Origin of the sequence: Massilia sp. X63 (genome assembly GCF_041023745.1) — a bacterium.
Classification (GTDB): Bacteria; Pseudomonadota; Gammaproteobacteria; order Burkholderiales; family Burkholderiaceae_D; genus Telluria.
The window spans coordinates 105,291-120,227 of record NZ_JBFTEF010000011.1; the positions used below are offsets into that span (position 1 = coordinate 105,291).

At 66.1% G+C, this 14,937-nt stretch carries 15 protein-coding genes; 4 read left to right on the plus strand and 11 right to left on the minus strand.

Annotated elements, in window-relative coordinates; genetic code table 11:
* Positions 1–23: 23 nt before the first annotated feature.
* The 3 genes from lptC to AB3347_RS19815 are packed head-to-tail and all read right to left on the minus strand — an operon-like array spanning position 24 to position 2,225.
* A complete protein-coding gene (lptC, locus tag AB3347_RS19805; RefSeq protein WP_369093435.1) occupies positions 24–623 on the minus strand; it encodes an LPS export ABC transporter periplasmic protein LptC in 600 nt (199 codons plus the stop codon).
* A gap of 25 nt (positions 624–648) precedes the next feature.
* Entirely contained in the window at positions 649–1,191 is a 543-nt protein-coding gene (locus AB3347_RS19810) for a KdsC family phosphatase (protein WP_369093436.1), read from the minus strand.
* A gap of 11 nt (positions 1,192–1,202) precedes the next feature.
* A complete protein-coding gene (locus AB3347_RS19815; RefSeq protein ID WP_369093437.1) occupies positions 1,203–2,225 on the minus strand; it encodes an SIS domain-containing protein in 1,023 nt (340 codons plus the stop codon).
* A 108-nt stretch (positions 2,226–2,333) separates the two neighbouring features.
* Between AB3347_RS19815 and AB3347_RS19820 the strand changes: the two genes are divergently transcribed.
* Positions 2,334–4,313, plus strand: coding sequence for a cation:proton antiporter (locus AB3347_RS19820; RefSeq protein ID WP_369093438.1), 1,980 nt, complete (start codon positions 2,334–2,336; stop codon positions 4,311–4,313).
* A 152-nt stretch (positions 4,314–4,465) separates the two neighbouring features.
* On the opposite strand, the gene AB3347_RS19825 is transcribed toward AB3347_RS19820, so the two are convergent.
* The 4 genes from AB3347_RS19825 to ychF form a co-directional block, all read right to left on the minus strand.
* Positions 4,466–5,584, minus strand: coding sequence for a DUF484 family protein (locus AB3347_RS19825; RefSeq protein WP_369093439.1), 1,119 nt, complete (start codon positions 5,582–5,584; stop codon positions 4,466–4,468).
* A 144-nt stretch (positions 5,585–5,728) separates the two neighbouring features.
* The gene (locus tag AB3347_RS19830; RefSeq protein ID WP_369093440.1) at positions 5,729–6,574 is read right to left on the minus strand and encodes an MOSC domain-containing protein; all 846 of its coding nucleotides are present in this window, start codon (positions 6,572–6,574) and stop codon (positions 5,729–5,731) included.
* Positions 6,575–6,629: 55 nt separating this feature from the next.
* Positions 6,630–7,547: a subclass B3 metallo-beta-lactamase gene (bla, locus tag AB3347_RS19835; protein WP_369093441.1), complete on the minus strand. Its 918-nt coding sequence runs from the start codon at positions 7,545–7,547 to the stop codon at positions 6,630–6,632.
* A gap of 180 nt (positions 7,548–7,727) precedes the next feature.
* A complete protein-coding gene (ychF, locus tag AB3347_RS19840; RefSeq protein WP_369093442.1) occupies positions 7,728–8,819 on the minus strand; it encodes a redox-regulated ATPase YchF in 1,092 nt (363 codons plus the stop codon).
* A 210-nt stretch (positions 8,820–9,029) separates the two neighbouring features.
* On the opposite strand from ychF, the gene AB3347_RS19845 reads away from it, so the two are divergent.
* Both AB3347_RS19845 and AB3347_RS19850 read left to right on the plus strand, forming a co-directional pair.
* Complete coding sequence (locus AB3347_RS19845; RefSeq protein ID WP_369093443.1) at positions 9,030–9,638, plus strand: YdcF family protein; 609 nt, start codon at positions 9,030–9,032, stop codon at positions 9,636–9,638.
* Positions 9,635–10,318, plus strand: a complete 684-nt coding sequence (locus tag AB3347_RS19850; protein WP_369093444.1) for a transglycosylase domain-containing protein — start codon at positions 9,635–9,637, stop codon at positions 10,316–10,318. Before AB3347_RS19845 ends, AB3347_RS19850 begins: the two co-directional genes overlap by 4 nt.
* Before the next feature lie 6 nt (positions 10,319–10,324).
* Here AB3347_RS19850 and AB3347_RS19855 read toward each other — a convergent pair whose 3' ends face one another.
* Positions 10,325–11,431 (minus strand): patatin-like phospholipase family protein, encoded by a 1,107-nt coding sequence (locus AB3347_RS19855; RefSeq protein WP_369093445.1) that lies wholly within the window; start codon positions 11,429–11,431, stop codon positions 10,325–10,327.
* A 97-nt stretch (positions 11,432–11,528) separates the two neighbouring features.
* Here AB3347_RS19855 and AB3347_RS19860 point away from each other — a divergent pair, with 97 nt between their 5' ends.
* A complete protein-coding gene (locus AB3347_RS19860; protein ID WP_369093446.1) occupies positions 11,529–13,391 on the plus strand; it encodes a DUF3857 domain-containing transglutaminase family protein in 1,863 nt (620 codons plus the stop codon).
* 13 nt (positions 13,392–13,404) lie between these two features.
* On the opposite strand, the gene pth is transcribed toward AB3347_RS19860, so the two are convergent.
* The 3 genes from pth to AB3347_RS19875 all read right to left on the minus strand — a co-directional run bounded on the left by pth (position 13,405) and on the right by AB3347_RS19875 (position 14,898).
* Positions 13,405–13,989, minus strand: coding sequence for an aminoacyl-tRNA hydrolase (pth, locus tag AB3347_RS19865; protein WP_369093447.1), 585 nt, complete (start codon positions 13,987–13,989; stop codon positions 13,405–13,407).
* A 7-nt stretch (positions 13,990–13,996) separates the two neighbouring features.
* Complete coding sequence (locus AB3347_RS19870) at positions 13,997–14,161, minus strand: hypothetical protein (RefSeq protein ID WP_369093448.1); 165 nt, start codon at positions 14,159–14,161, stop codon at positions 13,997–13,999.
* A gap of 149 nt (positions 14,162–14,310) precedes the next feature.
* Complete coding sequence (locus AB3347_RS19875) at positions 14,311–14,898, minus strand: 50S ribosomal protein L25/general stress protein Ctc (protein WP_369093449.1); 588 nt, start codon at positions 14,896–14,898, stop codon at positions 14,311–14,313.
* Positions 14,899–14,937: the final 39 nt, after the last annotated feature.

Below are 14,937 nucleotides of genomic sequence, written 5' to 3' on the forward strand. Positions count from 1 at the left end.
GTCCTGGTTGACGCGCTGCGCCTTTACTGGCGCGCACGTGGCGGATAGACGATCTGGCCGCGGCTGGCGAGGTGCAGCTTCTGGGTCGCGTTGTTGGCGACCATGCCGGTGCCGGTCACGGTCGCGGCGCCGAGCTGCATCTGGATCGGCTGGCCTGTCTTGAGGATTTCTTCGTCGGGCAGCACCGTGAGCGCCTCGGTCTGCACCCGCAGCGCTTCGCTGGTGGGGGTGGCCGGACGCTGGATGTCGACCTTGCCGAGCAGCTCGACGCGGTGCTCCTCGTGGTAGATCTGGGCGTGGTTGGCGACGATGGTCATGCGCGGGCGGCCGGGCGTCATGCCCTGCATCACCGGCGCCTCGACCTGGGACACGTCGCCCAGCGGCGTGTGGGCCAGGCGCTTGCCCGACACCACGTAGCTCGGCTTGCCCTCCTTCGTCATGCGCACGAAGGAGAAGTTCTCGACGATGTAGTCCGGTTCGCTCATCGGCCCGCCGAGGCGGGCGTCGTCGTCCTCGCGCTCCATGACCTGCACCAGCCAGAAGCTGCCGAAGGCGAGGAAGGTCGCGATCAGCATGATCGCCAGGAGCTTCCAGCGGTGGGCAGTGCGCTTGTAGGTGACCATGGTTTGTCGTTATGCGAACGCTTGCTTATGCAAAATACGGCGCCAGCGCCTGCTCGTAGGTGCCCTGCGCGCGCATCACCAGGTCGCACACTTCGCGTACGGCGCCGCGGCCGCCCGCGTTCCTGGTGACGTAGTGGGCGCGGTGCTGCACTTCCGGATGGCCCGAGGGCACGGTGACGGCAAAGCCGACGCGGGTGAACAGCGGCAGGTCGATCACGTCGTCGCCGATGTAGCCGCATTCTTCCGGCGTGACGCCGGTGGCCGCCAGCAACTCCGCGAAGCCGACCCGCTTGTCGTGGATGCCCTGGTAGACGTGCGAGATGCCCAGGTCGGCAGCGCGCTTGACCACGATCGGCGACTTGCGCGCGCTGATGATGGCGGTCTGCACGCCGGTCTTGTTCAGCAGCTGGATGCCGAGGCCGTCGAGCACGTTGAAGGTCTTGGTGACCTCGCCTTCCGGGCCGTAGGTCAGGCTGCCGTCGGTGAGCACGCCGTCGACGTCGAAGATCATGACTTTTACGCGCGCGGCGCGCTGCATGTGCGGCAGCGAAGTGTCCAGGCTACTCATCAGATCACTCATTAGATGACCTTCGCGCGGGTCAGGTCGTGGATGTGGAGCGCGCCGACCAGGCGGTCGTCGGCATCGACGACCAGCATCTGGTTGATGCGGAATTCTTCCATCACGGCGACGGCATCGACCGCCAGCTGTTCCGGATGGACGCGGCGCGGGTTCGCGTGCATCACGTCGCGGATCGTGATGTTGGAAAAGTCGGTCACGCGCTCGATCAAGCGGCGCAGGTCGCCGTCGGTGAACACGCCGACCGGGCGCTGCTGTTCGTCGACGACGGCGGTCATGCCCATGCCCTTCTGGCTGATCTCGAGCAGCGCGCGGGTCAGCGCGGTGTCGGGCGTCACGCTTGGCACCGCGTCGCCGCTGCGCATCACGTCGCGCACGTGGGTCAGCAGGCGGCGGCCGAGGGCGCCGCCCGGGTGCGACATCGCGAAATCTTCCTCGCGGAAGCCGCGCGCATCCAGCAGCGCCACGGCCAGCGCGTCGCCCATCGCCAGGGTGACGGTGGTGCTGGTGGTCGGGGCCAGGTTCAGGGTGCAGGCTTCCTTGGCTACCGAAATATCGAGGTGGATCTCGGACAGCTTGGCGAGACGCGAATGCGGTTTGCCGGTCATCGCGATGACGGGCGTGCCCATGCGCTTGACGGCCGGCAGGATTTCCAGCAGCTCGGACGATTCGCCCGAATTCGAGATCGCGATGAACACGTCGTGCGTGGTCACCATGCCGAGGTCGCCGTGGGCGGCTTCGCCCGGGTGCACGAACATGGCCGGGGTGCCGGTCGAGGCCAGGGTGGCGGCAATCTTGCGGCCGATGTGGCCGGATTTGCCCATGCCCGAGACCACCACGCGCCCGGTGCAGCCGTACAGCAGCCCGACGGCGCGCACGAAACTGTCGTCGTCGCCCAGGCGTGCATGCAGGGCGTGAATCGCGTCGGCTTCGATGGCCAGGGTCTCGCGACCCAGCTCCAGAACACGGCGGGCCTGCTCCGCGTCAAAACTTTTCAGCATTATTTTTTCATGGGTTACACTCATCATGGCAGTATAAACGAATTGGGTAAGCAAAAAACTTGCCAGTCGTAACAAAGCGCGACAAGCGCGCGCAAAAACAGCATAACAACAACGATATTAGACTTGGGGATAATGCATTCCGGACTTGAACTGACCCTGCTCCTGCTGGGCTGCGCCGTGCTCGGCGTGGTCGCCTTCCGGATGCTTCACCTGCCGCCGATGCTCGGCTATCTGGCGGTCGGCGTATTGATCGGCCCCCATGCGCTCGCTCTTGCGGACGACAGTCCCGCCACCCACACGCTGGCCGAATTCGGCGTGGTCTTCCTGATGTTTTCGATCGGGCTGGAGTTCTCCCTGGCCCAGCTCAAGTCGATGCGGCGCATCGTGTTCGGCCTCGGTCTGGCTCAAGTCGTATTGACAATCGTGGCCGCCATGGTGTTCGGATTATTCATTTCCTGGTGGGCGCCGGAGCTGCACGTGAGCTGGCAGGCCGCCTTCGCCCTGGGCGGCGCGCTGGCGATGTCGTCCACTGCGATCGTGGTCAAGATGCTCACCGAGCGCCTCGAGCTGGAAAGCGAACACGGCCGGCGCATCATCGGCATCCTGCTGTTCCAGGACCTGGCCGTCGTGCCGCTCCTGATCATGATCCCCTCGCTGGCGCGCCCGGCCGAGGAACTGGCCATCACGCTCGGCTGGGCGGCGCTCAAGGCCGCCTTCGTGCTGGCCCTGCTGCTGATCTTCGGCCAGAAGCTGATGCGCAACTGGTTCACCATCGTCGCCAAGCGCCGCTCGCAGGAGCTGTTCATGCTCAACCTGCTCTTGGTGACGCTCGGCCTGGCCTGGATCACCGAGCAGGCCGGCCTGTCGCTGGCGCTGGGGGCGTTTGTGGCCGGCATGCTGATTTCCGAGACCCAGTACAAGCACCAGGTGGAAGAAGACATCAAGCCCTTCCGCGACGTGCTGCTCGGCCTGTTCTTCATCACGGTGGGCATGCTGCTCAACCTGAACCTGGTCGTGCAGCACTGGTGGGTGGTGCTGGCGCTGGTGATCTTTCCGGTGCTGCTCAAGTTCGCGATCATCGCCGCCCTGGCCAAGGCCTTCGGCTCGAGCGACGGCGTGGCCATGCGCACCGGCCTGGCGCTGGCGCAGGCGGGCGAGTTCGGCTTCGTGCTGCTGAACCTGGCGATGGGTTCGAAACTGGTCGATCCCTTCCTGCTGCAGCTGGTGCTGGCCTCGATGGTGCTGTCGATGCTGCTCGCGCCCTTCATGATCGACAACATGGACCGGGTCGTGATGAAGCTCGCGGCCAACGAATGGATGATGCAGTCGCTGCAGCTGACCCAGCTCGCCAGCCGCACCATGAAGACCCAGAAGCACGTGATCGTCGCCGGCTTCGGCCGCAGCGGCCAGAGCCTGGCCACCCTGCTGACCGAAGAAAAACTGCCCTGGTACGCGCTCGACCTGGATCCGGAACGGGTGCAGGAAGCCCAACGCGCCGGCGCCAACGTCTCCTACGGCGACGCGGCGCGCCGCGAAAGCCTGATCGCGGCCGGCATCAACCGCGCCAGCGCCCTGGTAATCACCTTCGCCGACACCCGCCTGGCGCTCAAAGTCCTGCACCTGGTGCACGAACTGGCGCCGAACCTGGCCGTGATCGTGCGCAGCCACGACGACAGCGACCTCGACGTGCTCAAGAAAGCCGGCGCCACCGAGGTAGTGCCGGAAGCGCTGGAGAGCTCCCTCATGCTGGCGTCGCATGCGCTGGTGACGATGGGCGTGCCGCTGCGGCGCGTGGTGCACCGGGTGCAGGTGGCGCGCGACGAGCGCTACGCCTCGCTGCGCGGCTACTTTCATGGCGCCAGCGACGTGTCGGACGACCTGGAACACACCTACGTGCGCCTGCATTCGGTGACCTTGCACAGCGGCGCCATGGGCATCGGCAAGCACATCAGGGAACTGGCGCTGGAAGAAACCGGGGCCGAGGTGACGACGGTGCGGCGCAATGGGCAGAGCCTGCACTTCGATCCGGAGACGACCCTGCTGGCGGGGGACGTGCTGGTGCTGCGGGGAGAAGGAGAAGCCGTGAGCCGGGCCGAGAGCCGCTTACTGTAGGGTGGGATGGGTAATTTCGGGCAATGCCCGGAATTACAAACGCCCACGCGTCCAGGTCACGTATGAAATGACGGAACGCGATGACGCTGATGCTGGTTGAACGCGTGGGCGGCAAAGCCGCCCACCCTACGAACTTTGATCTGCCGGGTACCCTACGAAACCGACACCACCCGATTGCGGCCGTTGGCCTTGGCCTGGTACAGCGCCGTATCCGCCTGCGCCACCAGGTCCTGCGCCACGCCCTCGATCGCATGGTCGCGCTCGAAATCCTCGAGCGTCGCCACCCCGATCGATACCGTCACCCCGACCCGCTCGCCCGAGTCCAGGTCCACCGGGTTCAGGGCGACACTGGCGCGGATGCGCTGCGCCACCATGCTGGCGCTGTCCAGGTCCGCATCGATCAGCAGCACCACGAATTCCTCGCCGCCGAAGCGCCCCAGCGCGTCCGAGATCCGCAGTTCGGCCTTGATGCGCTGGGCGACTTCGCGCAGCACTTCGTCGCCGCCCTGGTGGCCGACGCTGTCGTTGACCTGCTTGAAGTGGTCGATGTCGATGTACATGCACGAGATGCGGTAGCCCTGGCGGCGCGCCCGCGCGATCTCTTCCACCAGGCGGCGGTCCATGTAGCGGCGGTTGTAGACGCCGGTGAGCGAATCGGTCAGCCCGATAAACTTGAGCATCTCGTTGCTGATGACGTTCTCGAGGCAGATCGCGACGATCGACCCCATGTGCTCGATGAAGTCGGTGCCGAGCGCCGGGGTGAAACGGTTCGGGTCGGTACTGCCCAGGTTCAGGCTGCCGATCAGGCGGGTATTGCGCAGCAGCGGCACCAGGGCCACGCTCTGCAGCCCCTTGGGCGGGTGCGGGAACATCCCGGCATGGCGCGACGGCGCGTACGGTCCCAGCAGCGGACGCGGCACCCGCCCTTCGGCCACCTTGAACCCGAGCTCCTCGGCCTGCTCGCAGAACAGCAGGTTGGGCAGCTGTTCGTAGTCGACGCCCAGCTTGTGCATGACGGTGTAGATGTCGGCATCCGGGTCCACCAGCGACAGCGTCACGGTGTCGAGCTCCGAGATGACGGGCAGCGTGCCGAAAATGGTCGACACCAGTTGCTGGAAGGAGCCGGCCCCGACGATCTGCAGGTCGAAAGCCTGGTGGCGCGTCATGATCGAGTGGTTGCGCTCGGCCTGCTCGAGCAGGTACGCCATGCGGGAACGCAGGGTCTCGTTCTCCAGCATCAGTTCTCGCGTCTGCGCATCCGGCTCGTGCATTGAAAATTCCTTTCAGCAATAACCGTAACATTACGCCATCTTCCCGGCCTTGGAAACGAAAAATCGCCCGGGACGGGCGATTTCGCGACACTGCGGCCATGCGCCACGCATAGCCCTTCTTCCCGGGAGCGGCGCAGAGCGACCTCAAAAGGCGACGGCGGTGTCCAGCTGCTGGCCGACCTTCAGGGACAGGCCCGCGCCGGCCGTGACGATGCAGTTCATGCCCATGCACACCGCGCCTTCCATGCGCGGGTTGGCGCGGTAGGCCTGCAGGATGTCGAGCGGATCGGGGCCAGGAATGCCGGTGGCCTGGTCGATCGCCGGGATCGGGCAGCGGGCGCAGGGTTTCACCGGACGCAGCACCAGGCCGTCAAGCGCGAAGGATTCCACGTAGTCCTCCTCGAACGCCTCGATGCCGTCGACCACCAGGTTCGGGCGGAAGCGGTTCATCGGCAGCGGCGCGCGGCCGGCGGCCTGCAATTTCGCGTTCAGGTCGTCGAGCGAGGCCTGGCCGATGACCAGGATCGGGTAGCCGTCGGCGAAGCGGGTTTCGGCCGGCAGGCCGCCGGTCCACTTGGTGCTGGTCGGGCGCTGCGCGCCAGGCGGAAAACGCACCAGGCGGCAGGCGCCGCCAATCGCATCGGCGAACCAGGCCGCGGCCGCATCGCCGCAGTCGGCCGCCTCCACGCTGTGGTCCCATATCTGCACCGTCACGCCGCGCGCGGCGCTGTCGTGCGCAAGCGACAGGCGCAGCGGCGGCATGCCGGGGGCGGTGACGTCGACCGCATCGCCATCGATCCGCGGATGAACGAGCGCCATGCGCGGGTACTCGCGCTGGGTCAGGAACTGGCCATCATGGGTGACCAGCATCCACTCGCGGTCGTGCACGCCGTCGGCAACGAGACCGGAGACATGAAACTCGGCCTCCGGCACCGCGATGCCGGCGCAGGACTTGATCGGATAGATGAGGAGTTCGGTAACCGTTGCCATGCTGTCAGAGCTTGCGAATGAAGGCCGACAGTATGGCAGCAATCGCCCTCCCCTGTCAGCCGCCGGCGGCCTTGGCCTTCTCTTCGCGTTCGCGCTGCAGGCGCGCGTCGAGGGTCTTGCCGGCCGCCGCGGCCAGCTTGCGGCAGCCGTCCGGATCGATGAAGGGATTCGCCTGCGCGGTCTTCGCCGCCGCCTTGGCGAAGGCATCGGTGGCGGACGGGTGGGCGGCGATCACGATGTCGCACTTCAGGTTCGCCACCTTGGCGATGGTGTTGCGGAAGCTGGCGGAGCGGTCCGGGTAATTGGCGCCGCCGGTGTAGTAAAAACCGTCGGTCGAGATCGAGGTCAGGCTGTCGGCATAGACCATGTCCAGGCATTTACCCTGCTCGCAGGATTGCCAGGTCCAGGTGGTGCCGCCGGGCGTGTGACCGGGGGTGTAGTGCACGGTAACGCGCAGCGGGCCGACCGACAGGGTTTCGCCGTCGGCGACTTCCTTCACCTGCGCGACTTTCGGAACATAAAAAAGCTCGTTCGGGTCGTACTGCGGGTCGTCCTTGCCGGGAGTGCCGTCGCGCAGCACCTGGGCGCCGTGCGGGCTGTGCGCCACCACGGCGCCGCTGGCCTTCTGCAGCGCAGCGATGCCGCCGGCGTGGTCGAAGTGCGCGTGCGAGTTCAGGATCAGCTTCACGTCCCTCATCTTGAAGCCGAGGGCTTCGATGTTCTTCTGGATCAGCGGGGCCGACTGCGGCAGCGCGCCGTCGAGCAGGACGTGGCCCTGCGGGCCGGTGACCAGGATGGCGGACAGGCCGGCGGTGCCGACGTAGTACGTATTGCCGTGGATGTTGAAGGGAGCGGTGGGTTTGTTCCAATCGGCGCAGGAAGTGCATTTGATTGCATCCTGCGCGAAGGCGGGATAGGCGGCGGTCGACAAGGACAATGCGACGCCCAGGATGGTCAGAATTGTGTTCGGCATGCGCGTCTCCGGCAAAGCGTTGTTGGTATGAGCGGAATCATACCGGTTACAAGCTGCCTTTCGACAATCCTCGCAAAGTACCGGCCTGGTGGATTATCGGTCGCAAGCGACGATACCGGGAAGAAAAATGGCCCCGCAAGCGGCCCCGCAAGCGGGGCCATGTATTGGGCAGGTGAAGACTTAGACGTTGAACAGGAAGTTCAGCACATCCCCATCCTTGACGATGTACTCCTTGCCTTCCGCACGCATCTTGCCCGCTTCCTTGGCGCCGGCCTCACCCTTGTAGGTGATGTAGTCGTCGTAGGAAATGGTCTGGGCACGGATGAAGCCGCGCTCGAAGTCGGTGTGGATCACGCCCGCGGCCTGCGGGGCAGTCGCGCCGACCTTGACGGTCCAGGCGCGCACTTCCTTCACGCCGGCGGTGAAATAGGTCTGCAGGCCGAGCAGCTTGTAGGCGGCGCGGATCAGGCGGTCCAGGCCCGGCTCTTCCATGCCCATGTCGGCCAGGAATTCTTTCTTGTCGGCGTCGTCCATCTCGGCGATTTCCGATTCGATCGCGGCGGAGATGGCCACGATCGGCGCATTCTGCTTCTTCGCGAACTCGGTCAGCTTGTCCAGCAGCGGGTTGTCGGTGAAACCGGTGTCCGAGACGTTGGCGACATACATCGCCGGCTTGGCGGTGATCAGGTGCAGTTCGCGAATCAAGGCCATCTCGTCGGCGTCCAGGCCCAGGGTGCGAACCGGCTGGCCTTCGTTCAGGTGCGGCAGCATGCGTTCGCAGATGGCCACCAGCTTGGCGGCATCCTTGTCGCCCGAGCGCGCCTTCTTGTTTTCGCGGTGGATCGCTTTCTCGACGGCGCCCATGTCGGCCAGCGCCAGTTCGGTCTGGATGACTTCGATGTCGTCGATCGGGCTGACCTTGCCGGCCACGTGGATCACGTTGTCATCTTCGAAGCAGCGCACCACGTTGACGATCGCGTCGGTCTCGCGGATGTGCGACAGGAACTGGTTGCCCAGGCCCTCGCCCTTCGACGCACCGGCCACCAGGCCCGCGATGTCGACGAATTCGACGATGGCCGGCACGACGCGTTCCGGCTTGACGATGTCAGCCAGCGCCTGCATGCGCGGATCCGGCACCTCGACCACGCCGACGTTCGGCTCGATGGTGCAGAACGGATAGTTCTCGGCCGGGATGCCGGCCTTGGTCAGGGCGTTGAACAGGGTGGACTTGCCGACGTTCGGCAGGCCGACGATGCCGCATTGGAGGCTCATGGAAACTCTTTCTATTCGGTGAACTCGGAGCGCGAAGGAAGCCTGCTCCAAAACCCCATATTGTAACCTCGTACGCTACGGGTTGCCGAAAAAAACGGCGCATGCTGCCGCGGCTGTTGTGTCTGGCCGTACCCCTCTTGCGTGTAAAAGTGCGTGTTTTTGCAGCGATTATTGCTGATAAGATCGAAATTCCTGATTTTCCTGAAATTCATGACCCCGCACGCATTGCAACTCATCGCCGACTACATGATGCCGGCCTTCCCGGCCAGCCGATCCGACCTCGGCTTCCTGTTCGGCACCCGGCATGGCGTCGACCAGTTCTGCGAGGCTGCCCATGCGCTCTGGCAGGACGGGATGTTCGAGCGCCTGCTGGTATCGGGTGGACCGACCGCCGGGCAAGCGACGGCCGAGGCGGACGTGATCGGCGAGCGGCTGCTGCGGCTCGGCGTTCCCGAATCCGCACTTATCCTCGAGCGGGACGCGACGAATACCGGAGAGAACGTCCGCTTCGGCCGCGCCCGCGTGGCCGAGCACATGGACCTGAGCGCCATCCGCAGCGTCGTCGTCATCGGCAAGCTGTGTTCGACCCGGCGTTACCTGATGACCCTGCAGCGGCACTGGCCCGGCTTGCGCATGTCGGTCTGCCCGGTCAACTATTTCGGCGTGCCGGCGGAGCGCTGGCACGAGCATGCGGAGTTCCGCTCCCGCGTGCTGGGCGAGTTCGGCAAGATCCCGGACTACCTGGCGCTGGACTTCCTGCGCGAGATCGACGGCTGCGCACCGTATCCGCAACTGACCGGATGGGGGACGCCCTCATGAGGCGCTTGCGCAAGGTGTGGTTCATCCTGCCGATCCTCCTGCTGGCCTACCTGGCAGTGGCGGCCGCATGGGCCTGGACGGCATTCGACGATGCACTGAGGGCGGCGCCGGCAATCGAAACGGTGCAGCTCTCCGACCGCCAGGCCGCGATCCTCCTGCGTGTCGAAGACCCGGCATTCTACGAGCATGCCGGGCTCAGCATCGGCCATGGCCAGGGCGTGGCTACCATCACTTCGGCCCTTGCGCGCGAGCTGTTCCTGGGCGACGCCCGGCTCGACGGTGCGCAGGGCATGTTCCAGTCCCTCTATCGCGGCGTGTTCGCGTGCTGCAAGCGCGTCGACCTGGGACGCGACGTCATGGCGCTGGTGCTGGACGCCCGGATGTCCAAGCGCCAGCAACTGGCGCGCTACACGGCCACGATCTACATGGGCAGGCATGAAGGGCGGCAGCTCAAGGGCCTGGCGCAGGCGGCCCTTGGCTACCTCGGCAAGCCGCTCGAAGCAGCCTCGGAAGACGAATTCGTCCGCCTGGTAGCGATGATCAAGGCGCCCAACCACTATCACCCGTCGCGCAAGCCGGCGGCGCTGGCGCAGCGCGTAGCCCGTATCCAGGCCCTGCTGTCGGGGCGATGCGAGGCGGACGGCTGGTTCGATACCGAATTCCGCGCGTGCGCGCCCTGAGCCCGCTCAGATCGGCCTGATCCGCGACAGGTCCGGCTTCGCCACGAACTCCGCCAGCTCGTCCCGCAGCCGCTGCCCCTCCCCCATCGCGCGCTGCCAGTTGCGGATCCGCTCGTCATGGTCGAGCCCGTAGAACTTGAAGTCGGCCCGGTCCGGCAGTTTGCCGCGCGGCAGGGTGCGCAGGAACTCATCCGACGGCGCGACGATCAGCACGTTGTCGAGCCAATGGCGGTGGGCGCGCGCCGCGCGGCGCCACGGGAAGCCCTTGTCCAGCCAGCCCGGCACGATGTGCTGGGTGAAATGCGGGTACAGCACCAGGTCGCCCTTCGACGCATCTGTTCCCCCAGCTGCCGCCTTCGAATAGGGCAAGGCCAGGTGGTAGTCGATGATGCCGCCGTCCCAGTAGCTGCCCGGCGGCAGGTCGGCGATGCCGGTTACCGGCTTCATGATGAGCGGCAGCGTTCCCGACGCCAGCAGGCTGGCCGCGAGATTGCTGCGGCTGAGCGAAGAGAAATGCGTGGTGAAGGCGTCGAAACGTTCGCGCAGCCAGGGCGCCTGGGTACGCGCGTCGCCGATCACGACGCGTTCCATCATGCGTCCCAGCCAGGCGCGCGAGCAGGCGTTGTGCAGCGCCGCCGTCGCGAAACCGCGCAATTCGGCGCGCGGATGCGCCGGCGATGCCAGGCCGCCCTTGCCGCGCACCGCCAGCAGGTGCAGGCGATGGTGCGGGTGGCTGAGGATGTCGTCCTCGTGGCCGCGCACGAGCTCGCCCAGCAGGCCCTGCACCACCTTGTCGATCTCGTGCGGGCTCGGCTTGCGGCTGGTGTAGCGCTGGCCTGCGTACAGTTCGCCCAGGCGCGCAAAGGCCTTGGCGGGGTCGCGCTGGCAGGCGGCGGCCATGCGCCAGGCGCCGATCGAGGAACCGATGAGCACGCGCTCGCGCGGCGCGCCGGGCAGCCATTCGCCGAACATCCACTGGTCGAGCGCCTGGAAAATCAGCCCCTTCGGACCGCCGGCTGCGGCCGGCACGATGGCGATGTCTTGCGCGCGCAAGCCCTGCGCGCCGATCTGGACCAGGGCCAGCGGCCCGGCGTGGAATGTGAGTGCCTTCATGGGGCAAAATTATCGCAGGAAGAGCGGGCTTGCGCAGGCTCAAGGGTGGCGGGAAGGCACTGCGTAACATGGACCGATCGCTTTCGCGGAGCCCGCCATGCCCTTCCGACTCGCGCTGTTCTTCATCATGCTGCTCGCCTGCGGCCGGCTGGCGGCAGCCGACAGCGGGACGGACCGCTCGGTGCTCGTCGAGCGCCACTGGCAGCATTTCACGGTCGACGAAGACGGCTCCTACACGCTCGATGTCGAGCTGGTGAAAAAGATCGCCACGGCCGCCGCCGTCGAGCAGCATGCCGAACAAGCCATCAGCTTCAATGCGTCGCTCGACAAACTGGTCGCCATCGCAGCATGGACCACCAAGCCGGACGGGCGGCGGGTCGGAGTCGGCCCGCAGCAGATCCGCGAACAGCAGGAAGCCGCTTCCGCCGACGCGCCCATGTTCCAGGACACGCGCCTGAAAATCGTCATCTTTCCCGGCGTGCAGGCCGGCGACACGCTCACCCTGCGCTATACCATCCGGCGCCATACGCCGCTGTTTCCCGGCCAGTTCGAAGACTTCACGGTGGGGCGGCCCTACCGCCACGCCGATTTCCGGCTGAGCTACGACCTGCCCGCTTCGATGAGCCTGCAGGCCGACGCCGTCGGCTTCGTGCCGGTGGCCGCCGACAGCGCGCCGGGACGCAAGCGTTACAGCTGGCGCTATATGGACGGCGACAACGAACGCATCGAACAGGGTTCGGTGAGCTACCTCGACTATGGGCGGCGGCTGGCGGTATCCACTTTTGCGGACTACCCGGCCTTTGCCCGCGCCTACCATGCGCGCGCCGCGGCTGCCGCAACGCCGGACGCGGCCATCGCGAAGCTGGCCGCCCAGCTCACGCAGGGGCTGGCCGACCGGCACGCGAAGGCGGCCGCGCTGTCCGACTGGGTGCGGCGCAATATCCGCTATGTCGCGGTGTACCTCGGGCCGGGCGGCGTCGTGGCGCACCCGGCGGCATCGGTGCTGGCCAACCGCTACGGCGACTGCAAGGACCACGCGGTGCTGCTGCAGGCGCTCCTGGAGGCCAGCGGCATCCAGTCCAGCGCCGCGCTGGTCAATGGCGACGATGCCTACCGGCTCCCTGCGGTACCGAGCCTCGGCGTGCTGAACCACGTCATCGTCTACCTGCCCCAGCTGCAACTCTTCCTCGACCCGACCGCTGCGACGGTCGCCGCCGGCTTCCTGCCGCCCGCCCTGCTCGGCAAGCCGGTGCTGCTGGCGGATTCCGGCCAGTTCGCGGTCACGCCGGCGTTCCAGCCGGCGCGCAGCCGCACCGCGACGCGCTTCGACATCGCCCGCGACGGCAGCAGCCGCTTCCATGTACGGCGCACCAACGGCGGCGCCATCGCCGAACCCTACCGCCATGCCGTGCGCAGCACACCGCAAGCCGCACGCGACGGCTTCGTCCGGCGCATGCTGGCGGGACTGGGGCAAACGGGCGACGGCCTGTTCGAGCCGGGCCAGACCGACCCACAGGGCAATGCCTCGCCGACGGACGACTACACGCTGGCCTTCTCCGGCGCCACCGACGGCTTCGTGCGCCTGCCGGGGCCGGTCGCGCTGGCGACCACCTACAACTTCTGGGGCGGACTGGGCGATGCGGTATTCGATCTCGGGCGCGAGCCGGAGCGGCGCCAGGAATTCGTCTGTCCCGCCATCGATGCGGAGGACGAACTGCGCTATGCGCTGCCGCCGCGCACCCGCGTGCTGGCGCTGCCCAAGGGGGTGGAGGTGGATGACGGCAGGTTCTTCTACCGCTCGCAGTATGTGCGCGAGAAGCACGCGGTGGTGGTCAGGCGCCGCCTGCAGTTCCGGCATACCGCGGCCACCTGCACGCCGGAAGACTACCGGCAAATGCGGCCGGCGCTCGAGCGCATGATGGGCGACCTGCGTGGGCAGGTCGTGGTGCAGGGGCGCTAGCGCAGGCCTGTGTTCAGGCCGTATGCAACTGCATCATCGCCACATCCATCTTGCCTTCGCAGCACAACGGAATGATGCGCAGGGCCTTGTCGATCGATTCCTCGATCAGGGTCTGCTCTTCGCGGCGCGGACGGTGCAGCACGAAATCGGCCACGGCCTGCTGCAGGTTCAGGCTGCGCGGATGGCCGATGCCGAGGCGCAGGCGCCAGTATTCCTGGGTGCCGAGGGCGGAAGTAATGTCTTTCAAGCCGTTGTGCCCACCCGAGGAACCGCCCTTCTTCAGCTTGGCCACGCCCGGCAGCATGTCGAGCTCGTCGTGCACCACCAGCACCTCGTCCGGATTGATTTTATAGAAGCGCGCCAGCGCGCCGACCGACTGGCCGGAGCGGTTCATGTAGGTCAGCGGTTCCAGCAGCCAGACTTCGCTGCCCGCGATCCGGGTCTTGGCCACCATCGCATTGAAACGCGATTCGCGCTGCAGGCGGCAGCCCGGCAGCGAATTGGCCAGGTTGTCGACCAGCCAGAAGCCGGCGTTGTGGCGGGTTTGTTCGTATTCCGGGCCAGGGTTGCCGAGGCCGACGATCAGACGGATGGACATGCGTTGTCTACTTTGATTCTGGGAAAACAGGATTATCGCTGAAAACCATATGGATCAGCATCGCGCCGTTCGTAGGGTGGGCGGCTCCACCCGGCATGGCGCTCAGCCCGCAGATCAACGCCGCCCACGCGTTCAGGCAGTGGGTGAACAGACGCACGGGCAGCATTGCCATGGTTTGAACGCGTGGGCGGCATCAAGGTATCGGTGTGCAGCGGTCCCAAGTCGAGCCGCCCACACCCTACGAAAAAGAAAAACCCGCCGGGCAAGCCACGGCGGGTTTCGTTTCCGGCATGCCGCTTGCGCGGCATGCGAAGGAAGATATTACTCAGCAGCTGCTTCAGCCGAAGCTGCGCCGCGCGGGATCGAGGTGGTGACCAGGGTCAGGTTCTGGCCGTGGGTCAGCGCGGTGACGCCTTCCGGCAGGGTCAGGTCGTTCACGTGGATCGACTGGCCGGCTTCCAGCTTGCTCAGGTCGACTTCGATGAACTCCGGCAGTTTGCCCGGCAGGCAAGCGACTTCCAGTTCGTTGGCGACGTGCGAGATGACGGCGGCGCTCAGCTTGACGGCTGGCGAGATCTCGGCGTTGACGAAGTGCAGGGTGACCTTGGTGTGGATCGGCTTCGATGCGTCGACGCGCTGGAAGTCAGCGTGCAGGACCAGTTGCTTGTATGCGTGCATCTGGAAGTCGCGCAGCAGGACTTGCTGGGTCTTGCCTTCGATTTCGAGGTCCAGGACCGAACCGTGGAAAGCTTCTTTCTTGAGCGCGTGGAACAGGGCGTTGCCGTCCAGGGCGATCAGTTCCGGGGCTGCTGCGCCACCGTAGATGATGCCTGGGGTCTGGCCAGCCTTGCGCAGGCGGCGGCTCGCTCCGGTCCCCTGCTGAGTGCGGTTGAATGCGACTACTTTCATGTGAAACTCCAAAAATAAACGGGTCCGAATGCCGGCTTT

Coding starts and splice junctions, on each gene's coding strand:
- lptC (WP_369093435.1), bottom strand. CDS start 623: ATGGTCACCTACAAGCGCACTGCCCACCGCTGGAAGCTCCTGGCGATC.
- AB3347_RS19810 (WP_369093436.1), bottom strand. CDS start 1,191: ATGAGTAGCCTGGACACTTCGCTGCCGCACATGCAGCGCGCCGCGCGC.
- AB3347_RS19815 (WP_369093437.1), bottom strand. CDS start 2,225: ATGAGTGTAACCCATGAAAAAATAATGCTGAAAAGTTTTGACGCGGAG.
- AB3347_RS19820 (WP_369093438.1), top strand. CDS start 2,334: ATGCATTCCGGACTTGAACTGACCCTGCTCCTGCTGGGCTGCGCCGTG.
- AB3347_RS19825 (WP_369093439.1), bottom strand. CDS start 5,584: ATGCACGAGCCGGATGCGCAGACGCGAGAACTGATGCTGGAGAACGAG.
- AB3347_RS19830 (WP_369093440.1), bottom strand. CDS start 6,574: ATGGCAACGGTTACCGAACTCCTCATCTATCCGATCAAGTCCTGCGCC.
- bla (WP_369093441.1), bottom strand. CDS start 7,547: ATGCCGAACACAATTCTGACCATCCTGGGCGTCGCATTGTCCTTGTCG.
- ychF (WP_369093442.1), bottom strand. CDS start 8,819: ATGAGCCTCCAATGCGGCATCGTCGGCCTGCCGAACGTCGGCAAGTCC.
- AB3347_RS19845 (WP_369093443.1), top strand. CDS start 9,030: ATGACCCCGCACGCATTGCAACTCATCGCCGACTACATGATGCCGGCC.
- AB3347_RS19850 (WP_369093444.1), top strand. CDS start 9,635: ATGAGGCGCTTGCGCAAGGTGTGGTTCATCCTGCCGATCCTCCTGCTG.
- AB3347_RS19855 (WP_369093445.1), bottom strand. CDS start 11,431: ATGAAGGCACTCACATTCCACGCCGGGCCGCTGGCCCTGGTCCAGATC.
- AB3347_RS19860 (WP_369093446.1), top strand. CDS start 11,529: ATGCCCTTCCGACTCGCGCTGTTCTTCATCATGCTGCTCGCCTGCGGC.
- pth (WP_369093447.1), bottom strand. CDS start 13,989: ATGTCCATCCGTCTGATCGTCGGCCTCGGCAACCCTGGCCCGGAATAC.
- AB3347_RS19870 (WP_369093448.1), bottom strand. CDS start 14,161: ATGGCAATGCTGCCCGTGCGTCTGTTCACCCACTGCCTGAACGCGTGG.
- AB3347_RS19875 (WP_369093449.1), bottom strand. CDS start 14,898: ATGAAAGTAGTCGCATTCAACCGCACTCAGCAGGGGACCGGAGCGAGC.